Annotated in this window: 18 protein-coding genes and 2 tRNA genes; 11 read left to right on the plus strand and 9 right to left on the minus strand. The window is 69.9% G+C overall.

Annotation, left to right across the window (positions count from 1 at the left end; translation table 11 throughout):
* Positions 1–658 (minus strand): hypothetical protein (locus Ato02nite_RS10395; RefSeq protein ID WP_213006232.1); only part of this gene is annotated, 658 nt, incomplete at its 3' end.
* Positions 659–946: 288 nt separating this feature from the next.
* Between Ato02nite_RS10395 and Ato02nite_RS10400 the strand changes: the two genes are divergently transcribed.
* Positions 947–2,479, plus strand: a complete 1,533-nt coding sequence (locus Ato02nite_RS10400) for a peptide deformylase (protein ID WP_213006272.1) — start codon at positions 947–949, stop codon at positions 2,477–2,479.
* On the opposite strand, the gene Ato02nite_RS10405 is transcribed toward Ato02nite_RS10400, so the two are convergent.
* The gene (locus Ato02nite_RS10405; protein WP_213006233.1) at positions 2,476–3,591 is read right to left on the minus strand and encodes a globin domain-containing protein; all 1,116 of its coding nucleotides are present in this window, start codon (positions 3,589–3,591) and stop codon (positions 2,476–2,478) included. The genes Ato02nite_RS10400 and Ato02nite_RS10405 overlap by 4 nt on opposite strands.
* Before the next feature lie 144 nt (positions 3,592–3,735).
* On the opposite strand from Ato02nite_RS10405, the gene Ato02nite_RS10410 reads away from it, so the two are divergent.
* Positions 3,736–4,503, plus strand: coding sequence for a CPBP family intramembrane glutamic endopeptidase (locus Ato02nite_RS10410; protein WP_213006234.1), 768 nt, complete (start codon positions 3,736–3,738; stop codon positions 4,501–4,503).
* 109 nt (positions 4,504–4,612) lie between these two features.
* Here the strand turns inward: Ato02nite_RS10410 and Ato02nite_RS10415 are convergent, their stop codons facing one another.
* Positions 4,613–5,722 carry a hypothetical protein gene (locus tag Ato02nite_RS10415; protein WP_213006235.1) on the minus strand — a complete coding sequence of 370 codons (1,110 nt, stop codon included), beginning with the start codon at positions 5,720–5,722 and terminating at the stop codon, positions 4,613–4,615.
* 743 nt (positions 5,723–6,465) lie between these two features.
* Here Ato02nite_RS10415 and Ato02nite_RS10420 point away from each other — a divergent pair.
* Both Ato02nite_RS10420 and Ato02nite_RS10425 read left to right on the plus strand, forming a co-directional pair.
* Positions 6,466–6,556, plus strand: a tRNA-Ser gene (locus Ato02nite_RS10420).
* Between the two features lie 36 nt (positions 6,557–6,592).
* A tRNA-Arg gene (locus Ato02nite_RS10425) sits at positions 6,593–6,665 on the plus strand.
* A gap of 127 nt (positions 6,666–6,792) precedes the next feature.
* Here Ato02nite_RS10425 and Ato02nite_RS10430 read toward each other — a convergent pair.
* The gene (locus tag Ato02nite_RS10430; protein WP_246606424.1) at positions 6,793–9,072 is read right to left on the minus strand and encodes a S8 family serine peptidase; all 2,280 of its coding nucleotides are present in this window, start codon (positions 9,070–9,072) and stop codon (positions 6,793–6,795) included.
* A 173-nt stretch (positions 9,073–9,245) separates the two neighbouring features.
* Here Ato02nite_RS10430 and Ato02nite_RS10435 point away from each other — a divergent pair, with 173 nt between their 5' ends.
* The 3 genes from Ato02nite_RS10435 (at position 9,246) to Ato02nite_RS51510 (ending at position 12,707) form a co-directional block, all read left to right on the plus strand.
* On the plus strand, positions 9,246–10,535 hold the full coding sequence (locus Ato02nite_RS10435; RefSeq protein WP_246606417.1) for a PP2C family protein-serine/threonine phosphatase: 1,290 nt from the start codon (positions 9,246–9,248) through the stop codon (positions 10,533–10,535).
* A gap of 538 nt (positions 10,536–11,073) precedes the next feature.
* Positions 11,074–12,225 (plus strand): MCP four helix bundle domain-containing protein, encoded by a 1,152-nt coding sequence (locus Ato02nite_RS51505; RefSeq protein WP_246606418.1) that lies wholly within the window; start codon positions 11,074–11,076, stop codon positions 12,223–12,225.
* Positions 12,108–12,707 (plus strand): methyl-accepting chemotaxis protein, encoded by a 600-nt coding sequence (locus Ato02nite_RS51510; protein WP_246606425.1) that lies wholly within the window; start codon positions 12,108–12,110, stop codon positions 12,705–12,707. The genes Ato02nite_RS51505 and Ato02nite_RS51510 overlap by 118 nt, the downstream gene beginning before the upstream one ends.
* A 79-nt stretch (positions 12,708–12,786) precedes the next feature.
* Here Ato02nite_RS51510 and Ato02nite_RS10445 read toward each other — a convergent pair whose 3' ends face one another.
* Positions 12,787–13,497, minus strand: a complete 711-nt coding sequence (locus tag Ato02nite_RS10445; protein ID WP_213006238.1) for a hypothetical protein — start codon at positions 13,495–13,497, stop codon at positions 12,787–12,789.
* 140 nt (positions 13,498–13,637) lie between these two features.
* The gene (locus Ato02nite_RS10450) at positions 13,638–14,468 is read right to left on the minus strand and encodes a Gfo/Idh/MocA family protein (protein WP_246606419.1); all 831 of its coding nucleotides are present in this window, start codon (positions 14,466–14,468) and stop codon (positions 13,638–13,640) included.
* A 36-nt stretch (positions 14,469–14,504) separates the two neighbouring features.
* On the opposite strand from Ato02nite_RS10450, the gene Ato02nite_RS10455 reads away from it, so the two are divergent.
* Positions 14,505–15,686 (plus strand): WD40 repeat domain-containing protein, encoded by a 1,182-nt coding sequence (locus Ato02nite_RS10455; RefSeq protein ID WP_246606420.1) that lies wholly within the window; start codon positions 14,505–14,507, stop codon positions 15,684–15,686.
* Between the two features lie 38 nt (positions 15,687–15,724).
* On the opposite strand, the gene Ato02nite_RS10460 is transcribed toward Ato02nite_RS10455, so the two are convergent.
* Entirely contained in the window at positions 15,725–16,576 is an 852-nt protein-coding gene (locus tag Ato02nite_RS10460; RefSeq protein ID WP_213006240.1) for a helix-turn-helix domain-containing protein, read from the minus strand.
* A 101-nt stretch (positions 16,577–16,677) separates the two neighbouring features.
* Here Ato02nite_RS10460 and Ato02nite_RS10465 point away from each other — a divergent pair, with 101 nt between their 5' ends.
* Complete coding sequence (locus tag Ato02nite_RS10465; protein WP_213006241.1) at positions 16,678–17,658, plus strand: aldo/keto reductase; 981 nt, start codon at positions 16,678–16,680, stop codon at positions 17,656–17,658.
* A 4-nt stretch (positions 17,659–17,662) separates the two neighbouring features.
* Here Ato02nite_RS10465 and Ato02nite_RS10470 read toward each other — a convergent pair whose 3' ends face one another.
* Together Ato02nite_RS10470 and Ato02nite_RS10475 are read right to left on the minus strand one after the other, a co-directional pair.
* The gene (locus tag Ato02nite_RS10470; RefSeq protein ID WP_213006242.1) at positions 17,663–20,383 is read right to left on the minus strand and encodes a tetratricopeptide repeat protein; all 2,721 of its coding nucleotides are present in this window, start codon (positions 20,381–20,383) and stop codon (positions 17,663–17,665) included.
* Positions 20,380–22,629 (minus strand): tetratricopeptide repeat protein, encoded by a 2,250-nt coding sequence (locus Ato02nite_RS10475; protein WP_213006243.1) that lies wholly within the window; start codon positions 22,627–22,629, stop codon positions 20,380–20,382. The genes Ato02nite_RS10470 and Ato02nite_RS10475 overlap by 4 nt, the downstream gene beginning before the upstream one ends.
* A gap of 215 nt (positions 22,630–22,844) precedes the next feature.
* On the opposite strand from Ato02nite_RS10475, the gene Ato02nite_RS10480 reads away from it, so the two are divergent.
* Positions 22,845–23,417, plus strand: a complete 573-nt coding sequence (locus Ato02nite_RS10480; protein ID WP_213006244.1) for a hypothetical protein — start codon at positions 22,845–22,847, stop codon at positions 23,415–23,417.
* A 27-nt stretch (positions 23,418–23,444) separates the two neighbouring features.
* Entirely contained in the window at positions 23,445–24,746 is a 1,302-nt protein-coding gene (locus tag Ato02nite_RS10485) for a DUF4407 domain-containing protein (RefSeq protein WP_213006245.1), read from the plus strand.
* Positions 24,747–24,805 lie beyond the last annotated feature (59 nt).

Consider the following 24,805-nt stretch of genomic DNA (forward strand, 5'->3'; position numbering starts at 1 on the left):
CGAGGGCTCGGTGGAGGATGGCGATCGTGTCGGCGGAGGAGCCGGGGACCGCGTCGGCCGAGCGGAGGATGCCGTAGGCGACGCCGGAGGCGAGCGAGCCGAGCAGGGTGCGCTTGCCCAGCCGGACCCGGCCGTGGATGGCGTTGAGCAGCGGCGTCAGGTGGTCGTCGAGCAGCGAGCGGCGCAGCTCGGCGAGCAGGGCCTCCTCGTCGGCGACGACCCGGACCCGGGGGTCCGCGATCAGCGCGAGCGGGTCGTTCGGCAGGACCGCGACCGGGATGTCGGCGCGCAGGCCCAGGGTGAGCAGCGGGCGCGGGTCGTTGAAGTGCACGAGCACGTTGTCGCTGCTCAGCAGGGGCACGCGGCGGGCCGAGGCGTAGCCGAGGACGGCCGGCAGGGCCGACCAGTAGGTGTAGGCCTTCCAGGCGAGGGCGGCGGCGGCGTGCGGCTGAGCGTTCCACCGGCGGCCGGCCGTGGCGAGGAGGAGATCGAGCTTCTGCTCGGCGAGCTCGGTGGCGGGCGCCCAGCCGGTCTGATCATGGACCAGGAGGTCGGGGGCGAGGCCGGCGATCTCGGTGCTGGTGCCGAACATCGTGGTCAGCGTCGCGGTCACCGGGGTGAGGGGCGCGAGAACGGGGGTCGTCAGAGCAGTGGTCACTGACCGCTACCGCTCCGAAGCGCCATAACCGCTTTCACCTCGCCGTACCTCGTCTACCCGGGCTCTCCGAGACGACTCACCGTACACCTCTAAGGCTAGCCTAACCAACGCACCCAACCCGATCTTTCGGACGAATACCCTCGGCAAGGGTTGCCTAACAGTGTGTTCCGGCGTTGCCGAAGACGATGGCCGAATCGTCAAGGTATCTGTCGGCTAAGTGCTACTAGCACCTTGTGGACATGGAGCGGCGGCGACACTGAAACTCTCGTCGCGAAGGGGACATCGATGATGACCACCTCGCCCGTCGAGCGGGCCGCTGACCAATTCGTAACGGCGCTGGCGCACTGGCGGGTCGAGCGCGGCATGAGCAAGAAGCAACTGGCCGCACGCATGGGGTTCGACCCCTCGTACGTCAGCCATGTCGAGGGGCGCCGACATAAACCCACCGAGGACTTCGCCCGTCGGGCGGAAGCCGTCCTCGGCGCCGGCGGGCTGATCTGGCAGCGCTTCCAGGAGTACGACGAACTGCGTCACGCGCGGGGCGCCACCCTTCATCGTGATCCACCCGTGCCGGTCCAGTGGATGCCGCCCGGCACCGGCGTGATCGTCGAGCAGGAAATCGCCGAGCTGACCTACGCCGACGGCGCCTACCGCTGCCGGGTGCGCCGCAACCTCTACAACGCCGGCTCCGAGCCGGTCACCCGGTACCTCGTGAAGATCTCCGTGGACCGGTACCCGCACGATCCGACCGGCTCCAACCGGCACCACCGCCGGCACCCGCTCACCTTCGAGGAAATGAACATCGAGGCGATCGCCGGTGAGGGTGCCGCCATCGAGGCGATGCAGTGGCGGGTCAAGCTCGACCGGGACGCGGCCAAGGAGGTCTGGCTGCTCTTCGCGAACGAGCGCGGGCAGTTCCCGCTCTACCCGGGTGAGCGGACGACGATCGAATACGCGTACACGGTCGGCGTCGAGAAGTGGGGCCAGTGGTTCCAGCGGGCCGTGCGCCTGCCCACCCGGCGCATCACCGTCCGGCTCAACTTCCCGGCCACGTTCGACCCGCAGGTGTGGGGCGTCGAGACGTCGCTGGCCGCCGAGGTGCCGGTGCGCACCCCGCTCGAACGCCACCAGGACGGCGACCGGGCGATCTTCGAGTGGACCACCGACGCGCCGCTGCTGAACGCGCGCTACCGGCTCGAATGGCGGTTCCGCGGGCCGGGCGCGCCGTCGTACGCCGAGTACGCCCCCGGCGAGGAGAACGGCAAGCCGCGCGCCTCGACCGCGATGCGTGGCATCGGAATAGTGCAGCGCGGCTCCGACCTGCTGCGCCAGCGCGCCCGGCACTTCCAGCTGCCGCGCGAGGCGACCGACGCGCGGGAAGCGGTGAGCGCACTGCTCACCTCGCTGCGCCGGCTCGAGGACCTGCACGACTTCAGCAAGGGCGTCGGCCTGTCCGCGCCGCAGATCGGCCGCTCGGTGGCGGCCGCGGTGGTCCGCCCGCCGGACCGGGCCGCCGACCCGGTGGTGCTGCTCAACCCGCGGATTGTCGGTGAGTCGGGCGACCGCGACGAGCAGTACGAAGGATGCCTGTCCTTCTTCGACTATCGCGGCCTCGTCCGGCGGCCGCTGCGTATCGAGGTGGAGCACGCCCGCTACGACGGCGCCCGGGTGATCACGTCGTTCGACCGCGCGATGGCGCGGCTGGTCGCACACGAGATCGACCACCTCGAGGGCCGGCTGTACGTGGACCGGATGCACGCCGAATCCAACCTGGTACCGGTGGCGAACTACCAACAGACCGGCCGTCCCTGGGATTACTAGTTCATGTCGGTGAAGCTGTCGTACTTTATGCGCACCGACGGCACCTGCATCTCGGCCAGCGTCTTCAGCGTCGACTTCACCATCGGCCCGGAGCCGGACACGAAGAAGTCGTGGTTGTTCCACGGGCCGTACCGCGCGACCACGTCCGAGATGTTGCCCTGCTCGCCGGGGAAGGTCGGGTCCTCGCTGCACGCCGTGACGACCGACAGCCACGGATAGCGGGCCGCGAGCCGGTTCAGGTCGGCCAGGTCGTAGAGGTCCTCGCGGCTCTTCGCGCCGAAGAAGACGTGCACCCAGCGCGTCCGGTTGTACCGGGTGAGCTCCTCCAGCAGCGACTTCACCGGCGCCAGACCGGTGCCGCCGGCGATGAACACGGCATCCCGGGTCGACCGCCGATCCAGGTTCATGGTCCCCATCGGGGCGGCCAGCTTGATCATGTCGCCGACCTGGAGCCGGCGCACCAGCGCACTGGACACCCAGCCGGCCCCCACCGACCGCACGTGGAACTCGAGCGTGTTGTCCCGGCGCGGCGCGTTCGCGACCGAATACGTCCGCCACAGCCGCGGCTGGTACTTCGTGCACTCGATGCTGAGGTACTGCCCGGCCCGGAACTCCAGCGCCTGCATCGGCTGCACGGTGAAGACGGCGAGGTCGCGGCCCCGGCGCTCGTGCGCCACCACCTCGGCGTACCAGTAGGGCGGGTTGGTGTCGGCGTCGGCGCCGGCCATCATGCGTGAGGCGATCACCGCGTACGCGTCCGCCCACGCCTGGTCGTACTCGACGCCCCACTCCTCGCCCGCGTACGCCCGCATCGCCTCGATCAATGCGCCCCCCACCACCTCGTAGTGTTCTGGTTCCACGTGGAACTTCTTGTGGTCACGACCGAGCGCCTTGAGGTACTCGTCGAACTTCTCCGGGTCGTCCAGGGTCTGCACCGCGGTGACGATCGCGTTCAGCAGACGGGAGCGCTGCACGTCCATGTGCACCGGAAACAGCTCCCGCAGATCCGGGTGAGACAGGAAGATCCGGGCGTAGAAGTAGCCGGCGACCTTGTCCTGATGCTCCTCGACGAGTGTCCAGCTCTCCTTGAGCAAGCGAGCGAGGTCTCCCATGCCCTTCAGGGTGGTCACGTCAGTCGCCAACCCGACGCACGAAAAGTGCGACTCGTCTCAGTGCGGGTCAGGGTGGTCGGCGCGTCGCTTGCCCGGATAGGTCCGTTTGTGCTTAGCGGGTTCTCGTTGCTTTATTGTTCCCGCGTGACCCTAGATCGCGTTACGCCCAGCAGACGCGTGCTCACCGGCGAGATCGTCATCGTGCTGTTCCTGTCCCTCGGACAGTCGGCGGTCTACGCGGTCGTATCGCTGATCGCCAAGCTGACCGCCGGCAAGCCGCTGTCGTCGCAGTCCGCGGTCCTCAACGCGTCTCGGTCACCCCGGCCCTACCTGGACCTCACCTACCAGCTGCTGGAGATCGGGTTCTCGCTGGTGCCGGTCGCGCTGGTGCTGTACCTGCTGATGCGCGACCAGACCCCGGTGCGCCGCGAGCTCGGCCTGACGGCCGACCGGAAACGCTTCGACCTCGGCTGGGGTACGTTGCTCGCCGCCTGCATCGGGATTCCCGGGCTTGCGCTGGTGTACGTGGCACAACTGCTCGGCCTCAACGCGCAGATCGTCCCCGCCGCGCTGCAGTCGGTCTGGTGGGCCGTGCCGGTGCTGGTGCTGTCCGCGGTGCAGAACGCCGTACTCGAAGAGGTCATCGTCGTCGGCTACCTGATGACCCGGCTCCGGTCGATGTCGGTGCAGGTGATCTGGGTGGTGGCGGCGTCGGCCGTGCTGCGCGGGTCGTACCACCTCTACCAGGGGTTCGGAGCCTTCGTCGGCAACGCGGTGATGGGGGTGGTGTTCGCCCTGTTCTTCCTGCGCTTCAAACGGGTGATGCCGCTGATCGTGGCGCACAGCATCCTGGATATCGCCGCATTCGTCGGGTACACCCTGCTGCCCGACTCGTGGCTGACCTGGATCTGAGCGCGCCAGGTCGGCTGGATCTGAGCGCGCCGAGTCGGCTGGATCTGAGCGCGCGCCGGGCCTCCGGCCTGCGCCATCCGCGCGCCGAGTCGTCGGCCTGCGCCTTTGGTCAGGCCGGGGTTCGGGCGGCCTTGTAATAGGCCTCGGCCCGGGCGGCCACGCTCTGCGCCGACGCCGTGCTGGTCAGCACCGCGGCGAGCAGGCTGGTGCCCGGGAAGAACCGATTGGCCAGCCGAAGCACCGTCCAGCCGCCCGCCTGAGCGGCGACCAGGCGACCGAAACGCCACACCGCGTCGCTGAGGCCACCGTCCTCATAGGCCGGCCGGCGGGCGGCGGCCAGCGCCTCCTCCGCATCCGACCGAGTCGGATGCACGCGGGTGATGACCAACAGGTCGGCGGCCCGCTCCGGGTCCGTCGGATCCAGGCCGTACGCGGCGGCCAGGTGCAACACCAGCTCGGCATGCGTGACCGCGGTCGTGCCGAGCAGGGTGATCGGGGCGTACGACCCGGCCACCGCCCCGACGATGCCACCCACACTGCCGAACCGGGTGAACTGCTGCTTGGCCAGTCGAGCAACGGCCCGGTCATCGGCCGCCGGGTAGGACTCACGGATCTGAGCGGCCCAGTCCCGGGCCTTCGGACCGAACGTCTGCACGGCGGCCAGAGCGAGCAGTTCCGGCGCGTGCCCAGGGTCGGCGACAAGCTGGGCCCAGGGGTCGGTGCGCTCACCCGCGACGACCGGCGAATCCTCAACGTTTGCCGGTTCGGCTGTGGCGGTCGGCTCTAGCTGCACGTTCGCCGCGGGGCGTTCCACGGCGGCTGAAGTTGCTGTGGGAGTTGACTCAGCCTGCCCGTTCGTCACGGGGTCGGCCGGGGCCTCAACCACGGCGGGAGTGGCGGTGGGGGTCGGCTCAGCCTGCACAGTCGCCGACGGGGCGGCCGAGGCTTCCACGACGGAAGGGGCCTCGATCACCGGGGGCGTTGCCGCGGGTGCCGGTTCAACGGCCGGTTCGGCGACGAGGTTGGCGGCGGGTTCGGCGGCCAGTTTGGTGGCCGGTTCAATAGCCGGGTTGGCGGCCGGGTTGGCGGTGGCCGGAGGCGGTGGGGTGGCGGCCTCCTGGTTCGGCGCGGCCTTGCGAGGTGCGCGCTTGGTCGGCGCGGCCTTCTTCGGTGTGGCTGCCTTCTTTGCCGGGGCGCGCTTCGCCGGTCGCGAGGTCACAGCGGCGGGCTGGGCCTGGGCGCTCAGTTTGGCCTGCGTGCTCGCCTCGGCGCTCGGCTGGCCGTCGGCGTTCGGTTGGGCCTGAGCGCTGGGCTGGGCTTGGGCGCTCGGCTGGCCCTCGGCGCTCGGCTGGGCCTGAGTGCTCGGCTGGGCTTGGGCGCTGGGCTGGGCTTGGGCGCTCGGTCGACGCTGGGCGCGGGGCCGGGTCGGGGCGCTCCCCGGCTCTGCCTGGGTGTTGGGCGGCTCGGGCGGGGCCGACGGTGCGGGCGCGGTTGGCTGTGGTGCCGGGCGCGCCTTGCGAGGCGTGGACCGACCGCCGCCCTGGTCCGTCTCGCCCGTGGGTTGGGTGGGCGGCCGGGATCCCGTACGGGATGGGGGCTTTTGCGAAGAACGGCCGGATGCGGGGGCAGATGCCGTGCCCCCGTGCGGGTGATCCTCCGCACTGGGAGCCTGGAAGGTGACCGCCGGAGCCGCCTTGGCGGCGCGGCGCGGAGCCGGCGCGGCAGGCTTTTTCTCGGGCGTGACCGGCTCGGGCGCGCTGAATGCCGGCCGAGCGGGACGAGCACCACGGCGCTCAGTGGGCGGCTTCTCCTCCATGCCGTGGCAGCCTAGCCGCAACGCGACCATTTCACCTGCTGGAGTCCGTTACGCCGCCCGCGCCGCGCGCGAGGGGGCAACCTCTTTGTGCGCCCCAGACCGGGTCGGGTATCCTCAACCGTCGGTGGCCTGCAAAGGCCGTCGGGGGAGACTTCGCCTAGTCCGGTCTATGGCGCCGCACTGCTAATGCGGTTGGGGTTTTATAGCCCCTCCCGGGTTCGAATCCCGGAGTCTCCGCGTGTAAAGCCGGTGTGTATGCTGGCGAAGCACCGGGCGCCCGTAGCTCAATGGATAGAGCATCTGACTACGGATCAGAAGGTTAGGGGTTCGAGTCCCTTCGGGCGCACAGTCAGTCAAAGGCCGTGACCAGCGGAAACGCCGGTCACGGCCTTCTTCTTTCCCGAATACCGCGGCCTATTTCCCGACCTTTAGGACGTGGTGCTCGCCGTTCGTCCGGACCGACTTACGAGGCCTCAGGCTCGCTTCCAGGTGCGGGTGGTCGTGTATTTGACGTTGCCGAGCTTGTCGTACGCCCGGACCTGGACTTTCATCGTCTTCTTCGGTGCTTTGATCCGGAAAGCCAGGACGTAGCCGGCCTTGGTGTCGGTGGCCACGACCTTGCCGTTGATCAGCAGCTCGACGCGGGCGATGCCGCTGGCATCGGTTGCTTTGACGCTCACCTTGACGGTGCCGGAGACCCTGGCGCCGTTCTTCGGCGCCTTGGTGATCGAGACGGTGGGCGCCTTGTTGTCGGCGACGACGGTCCGCCGATAGGTGCGCACGTTGCCCAGTCGGTCGGTCAGGTTCCACATCAGCACCAGGCTGCCGCTCGCGGCGCGGGTGGGCACCTTCAGCGAGTACGGCGCGGTGGTGTCCCGGCCGATGTAGGTGTTGCCGGCCCAGAGGTCGGCCCGGGCGACGCCGGCGCCGTCCTCGGCGCCGTTGATGGTGCTGGTGAAGGTGCCGCGGACCCGGGCGTTCGCGGTCGGGCTGATGGAGGTGGCGGTGGGCCCCTCGTAGTCGTTGACCACGAGGCGGCGCAGCGTGGTGTGGTTGCCCAGCGGGTCGATGGCGTCGAGGACGAAGCCCCACGTATTCGCGTCGAGGAGCTGAGGCGGGGCGGCGGCGCTCCACTGGTTCGTTCCGGCTGTCCGCGTCATCGGAAAGCCGTTGACCAGGGCGCCTGCGACGTCGTCGCCGGTCGAAGTGAAGACGACCTTCACGTGTCCGCCGACGTGTTCGCCTTCGCGCGGTGACGTGATGGTTCCGGCCGGGCCGGTGCCGTCGATGTGTACGGTCACCGTTTTCTCGCCCTGACGGCCCGCGTAGTCGACGGCACGGACGGTCACCGGCAGGTCACCGTCGAAGCTGGCCGGGTCCAGCACCAGGTCCCGCGCCCAGCCGGCGGCGTGGGTGGAGTCGACGACCCGGCCGCCGACCACGAGTTCCAGCCGGGCGATGCCATGGTCGTCGGTGACGCTCACCGACCGCACGATGTCCGCGTTCCCCACGCCGATCACCTGGCCGTCGACCAGGCCCACACCGGTGACCCGGGGTGCCTCGCCGTCCGGCAGGCCGCCGAAGTCGTGCACCAGGCGGGCCGCGTTGAGGATCCGGGCGTCGTACGGCTCGACCCGGATAAGACCGATGCCGGACTCGGTAGAGCTGACGATCGCGGTGCGCACCTGATCGGCGGTCGCCTCCGGCCGTACCGCGAGTGCCAGCGCCGCGGTGCCGGAGACGATCGCGGTCGCCGCCGACGTGCCCCGGGCCAGCTGGATCGACGTGCCGTCCCGGCCGAGGACCCAGATTCCGTCCGGGGCCAGCACATCGATCCACTGATCGGTCGCCGAGTTGTGGTTGGAGCCGATCGACGGTGCGCCGTACTCGTTGATCGACCCGACGGCGAGCACCTGGTCGAAGCCGGCCGGGAACTGCCGGGCGGTCGTCGCGGTCTGCCCGGCCGATCCGACGACCAGTGCGCCGCGGCTGTCGGCGTGCTCGACGGCCTCGGCCAGCAGCCGGCTGCGAGTCGAGGTGCTCAGCGACAGGTTGATGACGTCCGCGCCGTGATCGGCTGCCCAGACGATGCCCGCGGCGACATCCGCCGAAGTCCCCTCGGCCGAGCGCCCGTCACGGTGGCCGAGAACCCGCACCGGAAGGACCCGGCACTTCGAGCAGATCCCGGCACCGCCGGCTCGGTTGTTGCGTTCACCGGCGATCAGGTTCGCCACCTGAGTGCCGTGATCGTCGTCGTCGGAAGCGTCGGCGTCACCGTCGACGAAGTCCCAGCCCGCCGCCAACCGGTCCGCGCCGAGGTCGGGGTTGCCGGTCACCCCGGTGTCGACCACGGCCACGCTCACCGACGCACTGCCCAGGGTCCACGTCCAGGCCTGGGGAACCTGGGACATCTCGAGCCAGCGGTAGTTGGGTCCGTTGCTGTCGACGTACGGGTCGTTCGAGGCGTACTGCGGAATGTCGACATGCGGGGAATCGGCATGCACGGTCGAACCCGGTTCGGCGTAACGGACATCCGCATCAGCCGCCAGCTGCGCCAGGACGGTGTCGCGTTCGGCCGCGGCGACGTCGATGGTGATCGCGTCGAGCCCGGCGACCGTCGCCCAGTCCACCAGCGGACGGGTGAGGCGGTCGACGACAGCCACCGCATCGGCGCCACCGGCCAGGCCCACGTCGAGGCGCACCGTGGCGTCGGCAGCCCGAGCCGCCGGCGGCGCCCCGAGAACGGCCAGCATCACGGCAGCCAGGCTGAAAGAGACAACGCGCACCGAGGGCCCCCGAACCAAAGATCCACAAAGGACGAGGGCGATCTTAGCCACAACGGTACGGTCCCGTCACGTCGTAAAGAAGCCGGGCTACCCGGCCGCCGTTGCCATTGCCGTGCTCGAGCGCGCATATGCTGCCTCGCGTGACCGACAGCGCGATGAGCGGTACGGATCTCGACGACGTGTTGCTGGCGGTGGAGAAGGCCCCTCCGGTCGACGCGGTGGAAGCGGTGACCCGCACCATCGGCAGAAACCTGGACGCGGAATGGGTGTCGTTTCTCGTCGCGGACATGAGCGGTCGCGCCCTGGTGCGGCTGGTCCACATCGCGGTCGGTGAGGTGTCCGGGGGCCGCCGGCAGGGTCAGGACGTCGCTCAGGTGATGACGTTCGATGGTGGTCCCCAGGAGCAGGCGCTGCGAGCGCAGCAGGTGCTGGTTCAGCCGGTCGGTGACCGGTTCGTGGTGCGGGCACCGGTCACCCAGCGCGGGGAGGCCATCGGACTGCTGGAGTTGGCGCTGCCGGCCGCGCCGAGCGAGGCGACGGTGCAGCAGGTGTCGCGGGCCGCGCACACCCTCGCGTTCGTGGTGATCGCCAATCGCCGGCACACCGACCTGTTCGAGTGGGGTCAGCGGACAACGCCGTTCACCCTGGCCGCGGAGATCCAGCGGCGGCTGCTGCCCGAGGCGTTCACGTGCGAGGCCGACTCGTTCACCCTATCGGCGTGGCTGGAACCGGCGGCCAGCATCGGCGGGGACACCTTCGACTACAGCCTGGCCCGGGACCAGCTGCATCTGAGCATCACCGACGCCGTGGGCCACGGTGTGCACAGCGCATTGACCGCGACCCTGTGCGTCAGTGGGTTGCGCAATGCCCGCCGTCGCGGCGCCAGTCTGCTGGAACAGGCGCAGGCCGCGAACCAGGCGATCATCGACAATCGGCCGGGCGGATCGCTGTTCGCCACGGGGCTGCTCGGCCGCCTGCACCTGGCGACCGGGCTGCTCGACGTGGTCAACGCCGGGCATCCGGCGCCGCTGCTGGTCCGCGGTGGCGCAGTGTCGCCCGTGGCGCTGGCCGTGAACCGGCCCTTCGGAGTGCTGGCCGACAGGTCCTACCGGGCGGACCAGCTGCGGCTGTTGCCGGGAGATCGGCTGGTGCTGCTCACCGACGGCATGCTGGAACGCGGCGCCGCCGGGCTCGATCTGCCGGCCCGTCTGCGGGAGCTGACCACGCTCCACCCGCGAGAGGTGGTTCGCGTCCTTGGCGACCTGGTGCTCGAGATTGCCGGGCCGGCCCTGCCCGACGACGCGTGCCTGCTGATCCTGGACTGGTACGGCGGTCACGGCCACACCCGTTCCACGGCTGCCGGTGCCGACCCCGAACGAGCCAGCGCGGCCGCGCCGAGCCGGTCACCGTCGCCGCGGGCAGAGCCTTAACGGCCGAGCGCCTCGTTTCTAGGAAGCGCCGCCCAGAAAATCTATGTTCGAGCTGCTAGACATTCTCGTCGAAGGCCGCTAAATTTCTTCTGGTCGAACGAGCAACACCAACGGTAAGAGAGTTCGTCGCACGTGTTCGGGGCCATGAAGTCGCGTGGGGTTCCGGCACCGGCGGACAGCACTGAGGAAGAGGAAGTCAGAGGAAAGGGAGGGTCTTACACCGTTGGATCGCCCGCCGCCGGCCGCACTTCGGGGCTGGGCGCGGACACCGCAGTTTCCATCGAACGAGAGGTGGTCTCCGGTCACGCTTATGCGGTCCTCACACCCGAAACCCGTTCTCCGGGCTGGTGTGGAAACGACAATCCGACGTTCCTGTCGGTAGATGGTGTATTAGTCCCGTAACCCTGGGCCCCGGCGCTTACACAGTGCCGGGGCCCTCGTTCTGCAGCTGTCCATGTCGAGGGTCGGTGTTGCCGTCGGCACACCAGCCTGGGTTCAGTTCCGGTGTTGCCGCACCGATCGGTGGAGTTGAGGTCCGTTGCGTGGTGAGTTCGCGCGGTCTCCAACGCTGATCGGAGTGGCAGGCAGTGAGGAATTGGACCATCGGCCGGCGTCTGGGCGCCGCTTCTTCGTGGTCGTGTTGACCATGGTGCCGCTGGTCGTGGCCGGCGTCGTGCAAGTACGCAGTATCGACGACAAGTTGACGGTGATCAACGATCAGAACGCCGTCAAGCAGCGCTTTGCGATCAACTTCCGGGGCAGCGTGCACGACCGGGCTATCGCCGTCCGCGACGTGGTCCTGGCCACCGACGACGCGCAGATCCAGTCCGAGGTCGACCTGATCGCGAAGCTCGCGGACAAGTACACGGCGTCCGAGGACAAGATGAACGCGATCTTCTCGAATCCGGCTGACACCAGTGATGCGGAGAAGGCGGCGTTTGCCGGCATCAACAAGGTGCAGGAGCAGACGCTTCCGCTGATCGAGCAGGTCGTAGCGCTGCAGAGTGCCGGTAAGCACACGCAGGCTTTGAAGGTGCTGGTCGAGCAGGCGAAACCGGCCTTCGTGGAATGGCTTCGGGTGATCAACGTGTTCATCGACCTCGAGGAGGCGATGAACCAGAAGGAGAGCGCCGCGGCCCGGCACACCGCCGGAACGTTCATCGTGTGGATGACCACGTTGCTGCTGATCGCGGTCGCGATCGCCGTGCTGGTCGCCTGGCGCAGCACGCGCAGCATCACCCGGCCGCTGGCCGAGGCCGGCGAGGTAATGGCCGCGGTGGCCGGCGGCGATATGACCCGGCGCCTGGATGTGCGGTCGCAGGACGAGGTGGGACGGATGAGCGCCTCGATGAACGCCGCGCTGGACTCGGTCGGCGCGGTACTGACCCGGTTGGCGCAGAGCTCCGGGACGCTCGGCGCGACCGGATCAGTGCCCTCTCGACCGAGCTGGCGGGCGGCGCGCAGCGTTCGTCGGCCCAGGCCGAGACGGTCGCTTCCGCGGCCGGTGAGGTGTCTCGCAGCGTCCAGACCGTCGCGTCCGGCTCGGAAGAGATGGGCACGTCGATCCGCGAGATCGCGCAGAATGCCAGTCAGGCGGCCAACGTCGCCGCGCAGGCCGTCACGGTCACCCGCACCACCACCGAGACCGTGTCCCGGCTCGGCATCTCCAGCCAGGAGATCGGCGAGGTGATCAAGGTGATCACCAGCATTGCCGAGCAGACCAATCTGCTGGCGTTGAACGCAACCATCGAGTCCGCCCGGGCCGGCGAGGCCGGCAAGGGCTTCGCGGTGGTCGCCGGCGAGGTCAAGGACCTCGCTCAGGAGACGGCCCGGGCCACCGAGGACATCTCCCGGCGGGTGCAGGCGATCCAGGCCGACACGGCCGGCGCGGTTTCGGCGATCCAGGAGGTTTCCCGGATTATCGGCCAGATCAACGACTACCAGACCACGATCGCGTCGGCAGTCGAGGAGCAGACCGCGACGACCAACGAGATGAACCGCAGTGTGGCGGAGGCCGCCGACGGCTCGGGTCAGATCGCCGCGAACATCGGCGAGGTGGCGGCCCTGGCCCGCACCAGCAGCGACTTGGTCGGCCAGTCCGAGCAGGCTGCCCGGGAGCTGTCCGAGGTGTCGCAGGAGCTACGCGAGTTGGTCGCCACCTTCAAGCTTTGACCTTCTGCTCGACGTCCCGGCTGGGCGCACTTCCAGAAACGGCCTTCCACCAGTGGTGGACGGCCGTTTCGGCATCACGTCAGTTCAGCGCGGGCAACGAAGCCTTGCCCTTGTCGGCGAGGACGAACGGAGTGTCGATGTCAGGGGTGCCCTCACCGATGGTCACCGCGGCCACGCCTGTACCGGTGGAGGCGATCTCGCCGGTGGGGTCCTGGATGATGAAGGTGTCCGTCCCGGTCCGGATCGTGTAGGTGGGCTTGCCGTTCGACTCGCCCGTCTTGCGGAACCGGAAAAGCTGGCCGGCCGCCGCCGCGTCGCAGGCCGTGGTCAGCACCGCGGCCGGCGCCCCGCCGGAGCCGAGCTTGGCCGACAGGCAGAGCGGCTCGCCGCCCTTGCGCAGCTTGGCCGTGCGGATCAGGTACTGGTCGCCGCCGGGCTTCGCCGCGGTCAGCACGAACAGTTCCGCGTCGCCGAACTTCTCGGACAGCCCGATCTTGCCGTCCTGAACTACACCGAGCGTCGCCTCGCTGTTCTTGGGCAGCAGGTAGACCTGCCGGGTGCCGCTGAACACGCCCCCGCCGCTGGCCCCGGAGGAAGAGGACGGCTTGGGGGAGGCCGAGGACGGCGCCGGCGCGGCCGATGAGGGAGCGACGGTGGGTGCGCTGGTGGGTGCACTGGTAGGTGTGCCGGCGACCGCGCCCGCGGAGTCCTCGGCGCGGGCGCACGCGGACGTCAGCAGCAGCCCCGACAGGACAGTGGCGGCGGCCAGGACACGAGAGGTGGTACGCACGAATGTCTCCTCGGGCGATGTGGCGATATCGATCGGGTGCTTGTTGCTGAGCACCTTTCCGGAAAGACACCGATGGATCCGATCGCGCACACGGTCCTGGCAGAAACGGGGGAGACAAGCTGATCGAGGGCCGAGAAGCGCTAGCGGCGGCGGTGCGGTGACCGGACCTCCTCCAGGAGCACCGGCCGGTGCTCGGTGGCCGACAGGGCGCAGGCCTCGGCGATCCAGTCCGTCTCCGCCGCGTCGGCGACGGTGCACGGCGACGGCCGCTTGCCCGCCGCCACCTCGAGGAACGTCTCGAACTCGGCGCGGAAGGCGGACTGGAAGCGGTCCATGAAGAAGCGGTGCGGCGGGCCGGCCGGGTGGGTGGCGCCCGGCTCGGTGGAGCGGATCGGCCAGCCGTCGTCGATGCCGGCCGCGACGCTGTCACGCGATCCGTGCACTTCGAGGCGTACGTCGTAACCGCGCCCGTTGTACCGGGTGTTGGACACGACGCCGAGTGCCCCGCCGGCGAACGTGATGATCGCGGCCGAGGTGTCGACGTCACCGTATTCACGGAAGAAGTCGGCGCCGCCGTTGCTGCCGGTCGCGTACACCTCGACGGCTTCCTGCCCGGTGATCCACCGGACGATGTCGAAGTCGTGCACGCCACAGTCCTGGTACATGCCGCCGGAGGACGCGATGTACTCGGCCGACGGCGGCTCCGGGTCGAGTGTGGTCGACCGTACGGTGGTGATCCGGCCGAGCTCGCCGGCGTCGACGGCGGCCTTGGCCGCGGCCACCCCGGCGTCGTAGCGACGCTGGTAGCCGATCTGCACCGGCACCTCCGACCAGACCAGCCGGCGCAGCAGGGCGGCACCCTCGGCTCCGCTGCTCGCGACCGGTTTCTCGCAGAGGGTCGGCCGCCCGGCCGGCCCGCGAAACCCATCAAAAAGCCTGCAACCCGGCCGGATGAACTGCGGCGAACTCACCGAACACGCCACGAGCGTGATCATTACGGTTCAGGAGTGACTACCGAGAGAGATCAAAACGACACTCAGCGTCGGCGTTTCGGCCGGGCCGCCGTCGTGGCCGTGATCGGGCTGCTCGCGCTCGCGGGCGTCCACCCGCAACCCGCGCTGGCCTCGAATCCGAGCCAGGCCGCGGACGCCGCCCGTGCCCGCAACGTGGTGCCCGGCACCGATGGAATCATCGCGGTGCGCCCGGGCGGGAAAGTCTTCGCCACCGTGAGCCACGGGGCGGTGAAGCAGTGGAACACGGCGACCGGGCGCAAGGCCGGACCGACGCTCGCCGCCAAGACCGGGCCCATCCACTCCATCGGGTTCAGCGCCGACGGCAAACTGCTGGCCGTCGCCGGCGACCGCGAGGTGTCGCTGTGGAACACCGCCACCGGCCAGCGGTCCGGGCCGCCACTGAGCGGCAACGTCGGCCCGGTGCACTCGGTGACCTTCAGCCCAACCGGGCAACTGGTGGCCACCGCCGGTGACGACGGCACGGTCCGGCTGTGGGATTCCGTTACCGGGTCGCTGGTACGCACCATGACCGGTCACGTCGGCGCGGCCACCTCGGTGGTGTTCAGCCCGGACGGCGCGCACCTGGCGACGGCCGGCGCCGACGACACCGTACGGCTGTGGCAGACCGCCACCGGCGAGCCGATCGGCGTACCGCTGGCCGCGAGCCCCGGCCCGGTGTACGCGATGAGCTTCAGCATCGACGCCAGTCTCCTGGCCACCTCGGACGGCAGCAACGTCGTACGGCTGTGGGACGCGGCCACCGGCCGGCCCGCCGGCGAACCGCTCACCGCGAGCACCGGGCCCGTCTACGCCCTCACGTTCAACCCGGCCGGAACGCTCCTGGCCACCTCCTCCGGTGGCGACAACACCGTCCAGCTGTGGAACACGGCGACCCGCCAACCGGCCGCCGCACCGCTCACCGGTCACACCGGCCCGGTGCGCGCCATGCGCTTCAGCCCGGGCGGACGGCTGCTGGCCACCGGCAGCGACGACGGGACCGTACGGCTGTGGAACGCCGCGACCGGAAGCCCCGAGGGCGCGCCGCTGACCGGACACATCGGGCCGGTCTGGGCGCTGCGGATCACCCCGGACGGCAAACGCCTGATCACCGTGGGCAAGGACGAAAAGGTCCGGCTGTGGCGTCTCCCGGCCAAGAAGCCGACGCTCAGAGGGTGATGACGACGCCCGCCGGGCGCGAGCCGGGAGAGCTCCCGCTATCGATGTGCGGTGGCGGCCCAGGTGGCCAGTAGGTGCAGGGCGTCGTCGGCGCTGGAACCGGCCGGCGCGCTGAGCAGGGTCATGGTCAGACCGGCGTCGGCGGTCAGTTGCATGGTCTCGAAGTTGAGGTCGAGGTCGCCGACGATCGGGTGGTGGAACTGTTTGACGCCGGTGTTGTGCAGGCGTACGTCATGGGCGGCCCAGCGGGTGCGGAAGTCCTCGCTTCGGGTGCTGAGTTCCCCGACGAGGTCGGTCAGGGCCCGATCGTACGGGTCGCGGCCCGCCTCGGTCCGGAGCATCGCGACGGTGACGGTGGCGATCCGGTCCCAGTCCCGCCAGAAGTCCCGCGCCCGCGGATCGAGGAACGCGAATCGGGCGTGGTTGGGCGGCCGGGTGGAGTCGTCGAACATGGGCGAGTAGAGGGCCTGGGCGAGGGGGTTGGCGGCGAGTACATCGCCGCGGCCGTTGCCGACCAGAGCCGGTACGTCGGTCATCAGCTCGAGGACCCGGGTGATGTTCGGCCGGATGTGCTGCGCGGACGGTTTCCGGCGGGAGCGGGCGGCCGGGCCGGCCGCGCGGGCCAGGTCGGTCAGGTGCTGCTGCTCGGCCTCGTCGAGGTGCAGGGCGCGGGCGAGGGCGTCCAGGACGCTGTCGGAGGCGCCGGCGAGGTTGCCGCGTTCGAGCTGGGCGTAGTACTCGACGCTGACGCCGGCCAGGTCGGCGACCTCGCTGCGGCGCAGGCCCGGCACCCGCCGGTTGCGGTTGTAGCCCGCCAGGCCCGCCTTTTCCGGGGTGAGCCGGGCGCGGCGGGAGCTGAGGAACGCCTTCACCTCGTCGCGGTTGTCCACGCATCCCAGGCTAGGCCGGATCGCCGGGCCAAGTGGTGGGCTGCCAGTACACCTTCCAGCAGCATCTTCTTCGTGCCGGCGGCGGGCGGTTACCTGGACTCATGAAACATGTATCGCTAGGTGCACTCGACGTCTCCCGGATCGGCCTGGGGGCCATGACCATGGCCGGGGTCTACACGTCCGGCGGCGGCCTGGACGACGACGAGTCGATCCGTACGATCCACCGCGCGCTCGATCTGGGCGTCACCCACATCGACACCGCCGAGATCTACGGCCCCTTCCACAGCGAGGAACTGGTCGGCCGGGCCATCCGGGGCCGTCGTGACCAGGTCGTGGTGGCGACCAAGTTCGGTCTCGTGTCACACGCCGGCGGAGGCCCGGGTGTGACGGACAGCAGCCCGGCCAACGTCCGCCTCGCCGTCGAAGGCTCGCTGACGAGGCTGGGCACGGATCACATCGACCTGTACTACCAGCACCGGGTCGACCCGGACACGCCGATCGAGGACACCGTCGGCGCCCTGGCCGAACTGGTGGCCGAGGGCAAGATCCGGCACCTCGGCCTGTCCGAGGCCGGGCCGGCCACGATTCGCCGCGCCCACGCCGTACACCCGATCGCCGCACTCCAGACCGAGTACTCGTTGTGGACCCGCGACGTCGAGGAGGAAATGCTGCCGTTGCTGCGGGAGCTCGGCATCGGCTTCGTGCCGTACTCGCCGCTCGGGCACGGCTTTCTCACCGGCCGGCTCCGGACTCCCGACGACATCCCGGACGACGACTGGCGCAAGACCAATCCCCGTTTCACCGGCGAGAACTTCCAGCGCAACCTGCGCGTCGTCGACGAGGTCAAGGCCGTCGCGGACGAGGCGGGCGCCACCCCGGCCCAGGTCGCCCTGGCCTGGCTGCTCGCCCAGGGCGACGACATCGCCCCGATTCCGGGCACCCGGCGCGTAGCCCGGGTCGAGGAGAACACCGCCGCCGACGGCATCGAGCTCACCGGCGACCAGCTCGAGCGACTGAACAACCTCACACCCGCCGCCGGCGACCGGCACGACGAGCTGAACATGGCCGCCGTCGACCGCTGAGCGCCTAGCCGTCCTTTCGCGGCTTCGGTGGGTTGGCTAGCTTGCGCCATAACCAACTCGGCAGGACCTGCAGACCGGCGCCGATAATCGACTGCCAGAAGAGGTCGGTCTTGATCCCGACGGCCCCGGCGGTGTGGCGGGCGACCTGGTTGAAGTGCGGCTGCGCGGCCGGGTCGCCGAGCATTTTGAGGGCCACGGCGAGGTTGAACTCGGCTCGCAGGGTGTGCGGGTGGGTGGGGCCGAGCACGTCCCGCAACCCTTCGAAGGCCCGCGTGAAGTGGTTCCGGGCCGCCTCGAACTCGTGGAACTGGGCCGCCGCGTAGCCGAGCACCAGATCCGCCCGAAGGGCTGTCGGATGCTCGGGGCCGAGGCGATCGAGCACATCGGCGTAGACCGCCTCGATCGCCTCGCGGGCCTCGGCCGGTCGGCCGAGCGCGGTCAGCGATTCACCGTGCGCCACGGCCAGGGTGAGCGTGAGCGAGTTGCGTGGTCCATGGGTCTCGGCGTGCCGATCGCGCAGCCCCTGCAGTTCCCGCGCCGCCTCCTGCCAGCCCGCCTCGTCGGCCTTCAGGTCGGTCAGCGCCAGGGTGAGCCGGGCGTCGGCCAGCATCCGGATCGCCTCCACCGCCGTGACGTGGTCGCTGAGGCCTCGATCGGCGTACGCCGTGACCACCGCGGCGGCCCTGCGCCGCGCCGCGACCTGGGCGTCTGTTTCCATCTCGGCTCGAGCCAGCTCCAGCTGGGCGGCCTGAGCCTGATCGAACGGTAGCCGGGGGATCAGTGCCTCGAGGCCACGTCGCGCCTCCTGATGCCGGCCGCGCAGGCGCCGGGACCGCAGGTAGGCCAGCTCGGTTTCGGCCGACGGTGTCGGGTCCGCCATCATCGCCGTCCACAGTGGCTCGGCCTCGGCGAGGCGGCCGAGCGCGTCCAGGGCGTCGGCGACGATCCGGCGGCCCTCGTCACCTCCGGCGCGTTCGGCGTGTTCGCGCGCCTCCTCGAATCCGCCGGTCGCGACCATGCACCGGGCCGCGGCGAGCAGGATCGCCGGGTCGTCGGGGAAGCGCCGGGCCAGTGCCCGGTGGTGCGGGAGGGCCAGGATCGCCTCGCCCAGCGGGTCGTAGCGCTCCAGGGCCCGCCGATGCAGCCGCTCGGTGAGCTGGTCGGGCAGGTCGTCCCGGGCGGCGAGGTGGGCCGCATGCCGTACGAGAAGGGCTTCTTCGGACTGGTCCGGCCCGGCGGTGTCGAGGATCGCCTCGGCGGCTTCGACGGCCGGCGTCGTCCAGTCCGGGGCCGGGTAGTGTTCCCGGACCGTGTCGCGGACCAGCGCGTGCACCTGCCAGCCGCCCGAGCTCGCCGTCACGACGAGCTCGCGCTGCAGGTCCTCCACCGCTTGCTCCGCAGCCGTACCGCCGAGCAGCCGCCGCACCAGGGAAGCGGGCAGCGCGGCATCCGAACCGACCACCGCGACCCGCAGCAGCCCCAGCGCATTGTCGTCCAGCGTGCCGATCCGGTCCCGTAGCAGTGCGGTGACCGGGGCGATCGTCGCCGCGTCCCGGTCGATCCGCTGGGTCAGCCCGGCGTAGTCGAGCAGGCCGGCCCGGTCCCGCAGCAGTCGTCCGGCCAGGGAGAGCGCGACCGGGTGGTGGCCGAGCCGCCGGGCCAGCGCCGTCCTCTGAAGTTTCGCGCCGTCCCGGTAGTGCCGGAGAAGTTCGGCCGCGTCCTCGTCCGACATCGCCACGATCTCGATGGGCCGGACCGGCCCGTCCGGAACCGCCCGGTTCGTGATCAGCACGGTACGCAACCGCCGGCCGACCGACGGCACGGCGAACCGGTGGATCAGTTCGGCGGTCAGCTCGCCGGGGATGTCGTCGATGACCAGCAGACTGGGTTCCGCCAGGCCGGCGACGTGGTCGGCGAAGGCGCCGATGACCTCGGTGGCCGGGGCCGCCGGCCGGATCGTCCGGAAGGCCGGGAGTGCTCGGAGGCCGTCGACGAAGGTGCCGATCATGCTGTCCGGGTCGGTGCCGCTGCCGGCCAGCGACACCCACCAGACGCCGCCCTGGTGGCCCGCGCTGAAGTGCCAGGCGTACGCGGCCGCCACCGCGCTCTTACCGATCCCGGGCAGGCCGGTGAGTATGCAGGTACCGCCGGACGAGGTGTGGTGGGTGAGCCCGAAACGATGCATGGTCAGCCCCGAGTGCAGCTTCCAGAGCTCGTGGTACCGCCCGGTGAAGTCAGGCGTGCCGGGCACCCGGTAGGCGTGCCACTGCTGCGGGTCCGGGCCGGGAAGATCGCCGATGCGGCCGCTCAGGCCGTTGACCTTCGCCTTGATCCGCCGCACCACCGCGGCCAGGTCGGTGGTGGTGAGCCGGTCGAACTTCTTGTCGGCCAGCTCCGCCGGCGCCAGATGATCGGTCCCCTCGTGCGGGTTGATCACCATGATCCGGCGGGTCGGATCACCCTCCCGCTGGCCGGCCAGGAACGCCCGGGTCAGCTCGTACTGGCATGCGGTTCGGCCGGTGTAGTCCCGCGAGTAGTACGCGACGAGGGCCGTCGAGTGGTGCAGGGCGGCTTCGACCTCGGCCGTGATGGCGTGGTACTCGGGCATGTCCTCGTCGTAGAAGACGGTCAGTCCGGCCTTGCGCATGGCGGCGACCAGATCGCGCACTCTCGTCCGGTCCGGTCCGGCCAATGACATGAAGACGTCGAACCGTGTTCCGATCATCGTCCGGCTCCCGGGTCGTCGAGGGGCCACCGCGGTCGCGACGGCCGGTGTGGTGCCGGGATCTGCCCGGCGTACAGCGACTCGGCCTGCCGGCTGAACCGTTCGGCCTGTTCCGGCCGGCCCGTCGCCAGTGCCACCCCGGCGAGCCCGCGCAGCGCCCGGGCTCGCTCGAAGGTGCTGGCGCTGCGCACGCCACGTCGCTGTGCCAGCCGGAAGTGCCGGCGGGCGGAGGCCAGGTCGGCGGTGCGCGCATACACCTCGCCCAGGCAGTTGTGGGCCATCGTCTCGTCCAGCAGCAAGCCCTCTTCGCCGAAGATGGCCAGCGCTCGACCGAGATGCTCCAGGGCCAGCCGGTACATCGACCGCGCGGATTCGGCGAGCGCCAGGGTCCGCAGGGTGATCGCCGCGTTCCGGCGCAGCCCCTCGGTCTCGTAGATGTCCAGGGCAGCCCAGCACATCTCGCCCGCCTCGCGGAAACGGCCGAGGCAGTACATCACCCACGCCTGATGGCCGAGGGTGTTCGCTTCGCCGTACTGGTCGCCGATTTCGCGGAAGAGCTCCAGCGCACCGGCGTACTGCTCCTGGGCGTCCGCGAAACGTTCCGTCTCGGCGTAGGCCAGGCCCAGGTTGTTGCGGGTGACGGCGATCGCCCACCGGTCACCGCAGGCGGTGGCCGCGGTCAGAGCAACTTCATGGGTACGGATCCAGGCCGCCCACCGCTTGGTCCGGAAGTAGAAGTCCCGCAGCGCGTAGGCCAGTTTCCAGCTGGTCTCCGGCATCCCGGCGTCGGCGGCCACCTCGACCAGCCTGGCCAGGTTGTGCTGCTCCTCCTCGAGCCAGCGAGCGGCGGCCTGCCGATGGGCGAAGTGAACGATCGGCGCGGGTGGATCCGGCGTCACGGCGGGCACCCGGAAGCGGCCGGGTGTGATCAGCAGGTCGGCGTGTTGGGTGGTGTGGAGAACCCCGGCCAGCAGTCGGCGGATCGCCGCCGCGGCCTCCCCCGGCGACATCTCATGGCCGGCCCGTTCGGTGAGGATCGATCGGACCAGATCGTGAAAGCCGAGCCGACCGTCGCTCAACCGCCGCAGCAGCGCTGAGTCGACCAGATCACGGGCCATCCGGGTGGCGTTCGGGAGGTTGGCGAGCAGCCCGAGTGCGCGCTCGTCGAAGTCCTGCCCCGGATGCAAGGTGAGCAGCAGCAACGCGCGGGCGGCGGCCGGTGGGAGGGCGAGGTACGCCGATGTGAGCGCCGCGTCGACGCTACGGGGGCCATCGGCGAGCGCAGCCGCCGCGCCGGAACCGGCCAGCCGGCGGGCGAGCTCGTCCAAGCCGCCGACGGCGGAGAGCCGGGCCGCGGCGGCCCGCACCGGAAGCGCGAGGTGGCCGCAGTAGCCGACGATCCGGTCGATCTGCTCACCGGTCTCCGAATCCGGGGTGGTCAGGCCCGCGACCCGGACGAAGAGCCGGCGCGCCGCCACCGGGTCGATCTCCCCCACCAGCCGGTGTGCCGCCTCGTCCAGGGCGGAGAGCCGGAGCCGGCTCGTGACGATGATGTCCGAGTGGCCCGGGACGAGCAACGGGAACACCTGACCGGCGTCCCGCGCGTTGTCGAAGATCAGCAGCAGGTGACGCTGGCGCACGGTGCGCCGGTAGAGCGCGATCTGCTCGTCGGCGTCGTACGGGATCACCTCGCCGGGCACGCCGAGCCGCCGCACCACCCGGTTCATCACGTCCACCGGGTCGAGCGGCGCGGTGTAGCCGTGCAGGTCCAGGAAGAGCCCGGCGTCGTACCGCTCGACCACCTCGTTGGCCGCCTGCACGGCAAGCTCGGTCTTGCCCGCCCCGGGCAGGCCGTGCAGCGCGACGACCCGCCGCCGGCCCGGCGACCGGTCCGAGAGCAGGTCGACGATGTCGGCGAGGTCTCGTTCGCGGCCGAAGAAGAAGCTCGCCGGAGAGGGCAGGTCCACCCGCGGCGGGGTGATCGCCCGGCGCGGTTCGGCGTGCTCGTTCATCACGAGGTCGACCAGGTCGGAGCCGGTGCCGAGGGCAGTGTCGCAGACTTCAGCGATGCGGCGGGTGAGCCGCATATGTCCATTTTCGATCCGGCTCAGGTAACCGCGGCTGTAGTGGGTGCCCTTCGCCAGATCGGCGAGCGACATCCCCCGGGCTTCCCGCCGTCGGCGCAACTCGGCGCCGATTGCCTGGAAATGATCAATGCTCGCTGGAGCGGACTCCGGCTCGGTCATGGCTGTTTCCTCTTTTCTTGGCAACAAGGAAACACTGGCGGCCACCCTGGGCGGGCGGCACTATTGCTATCTGAAGATCACCCATCGGCCTCTTCCTGACGAATTGTAAGCGACCCGTTAAAGGCCCCCATTGATCATTTCGGCGCGGGCGGTTCTCACCCGGCCGGGTGAATTGCACCCGAGACAGGTTTCGATCCTTCGAGAAGGGCTCGCAAATGTCGATTCAGCCGATCTCACAGACTCCCGGAACGAACCTCTCCGACCTCAAGGAGGTCGCCGCCGGTATGCAGGACTACATCCGGGCGGAGAACGCGGGTGCGCGGCAGGCCGCACTCGAGGCGGCGAACCGGCGCGGCGTGTGGCAGCGGCTCTTCCCCAGCCAGTACGAACGTGAGCGCCAGCGGATCGGCATTCAGGGTTTGCGGCAGCTCAGCGAGTCCCGGCGGGAGCTGTTGGAGGTCTACACCGCAGCCCAGATCGAGATCGCCCGCAAGAGCGCGGACGCGCTGGTCGCCGCGCAGGGAATGCACCTGCAGTCCCAACTCGCCACCTTCGCCAGCGCCAAGATTTCCGAGCTCAACGACACCATGAATGCAGCGCGCTCCAAGTTCCTGACGGACATGGAACCCCAATTTGCCATGATCGAGAAAATTGGCCGGCCCGAGCTGCAGGGACCGGCTTATCAGTCGGCCCTGCAGCAGGTCGACATGTACTTCAATTTCAACGGCAAGCTGCTCAACGGCTTCATCGAGTCGCTGAACAACCGGGTCGGCGGAATCGCCCGCTGAGCCGTCCTGGCGAGGAAAGGAACGCGGATGCGTCGGCTATTCATCTGGCTCGCGGGCGGCGATGACGTGATCCTCCGCGGCTGCACCAACATGCAGCGGTCGGAGCAGATCCGGCTCACCTGCCTCGGCACGCTCACCCTCGTGCCGGCCCTACTCGGCATCTGCGCCATGTCGTACGCCATCTCCACCCTCACCGACGAGCCGCTGATCTACTTCGGAGCCGGTCTGCTCTGGGGAGGTGTCGTTCTCGCTATCGACCGCTACATCGTCGCAACCACCCACAAGTCCACGATCGGGCACCTGGGCAGCCTCGCCGTCTCGATGACGGCGCGGTTCGTCTTCGCGATCTTTGTCGGTATCGCCGTGGCCCACCCGCTGGTCCTGCTCTGGTTCGACGACACGATCACGCAGACGATCGACGAGAACCGCCGCACCGCGATCAGCGAGCGCACCGCCCGGGCCGAGCAGGACATCGCCGCCCTCCCGGTGGCGCAGGCGACCGCCACCGACCTGCTGGAACGACGCACGGAACGGCTCTCCTACAAGCAGTGCCTGGTCAACCTGCAGACCTACGAGCAGAGCAACCTGCCCAGCCAGAAGACGGCGTGCGGGGTGAGCAGCGGCAAGGCCAGTTGCGGCCCGAACTGCGCCCTGGTCGGCGACCGGATCGACGAGGTGACGAAGGAGATCGAGGCGCTCGACCAGGAGATCATCACGGCACAGGCGGCCGACGACAGGGCGGCGGCGGATCGCCGGGCGAAGGCCGACGGCATCGCCGAGCGGCGGGACACCGACCTCACCGCGATCGAGGGCACCTTCAGCACCGATTACCTGGCCCGGGTGAACGCCCTCGACCAGATCAGCAAGCAGCACCCGCAGGTGCTGTGGGTGGAGGTCTTCATGGTCCTCTTCTTCGTCTTCGTCGACCTGGTGCCGCTGGTGATGAAGCTGGCCACGCCGGCCGGGGAGTACGAGCGGGTCCGCGACACCGCGCTCCTCAAGACCATCGCCACCGAGGACGCCAAGCAGCGGGTCGCCCAGGGCGGCGAGGCCGAGACCCGGCTCGCCCAGATGGAGGCGCAGGCCGCCCTGACGGTGGCCGAGATGAACGTGCTCGCCCGCACGCCGGTCCAACTGCTCGACGAGTGGGAGCACCATCGCCGCCGGGTCGAGATGCGGATCCGTGAGATGCGAGTCAACGCCGAGTTCGGCACCGAACTGGCGGTCGAGGCCAAGATCCTCGAATACCGCAAGCTTGAACAGCAGGCCTGGGAAACCGCGATGGCCCGGACCATGGCGTTCGTGGCCGACGGCAACGTCACGGTTTGAGGCGCTCCAGGATACCTGTCTGTTGTGGACAGAGTTCCTTACCATCAGGGCCATCCAGG

This window comes from Paractinoplanes toevensis (assembly GCF_018332695.1).
GTDB lineage: Bacteria > Actinomycetota > Actinomycetes > Mycobacteriales > Micromonosporaceae > Actinoplanes > Actinoplanes toevensis.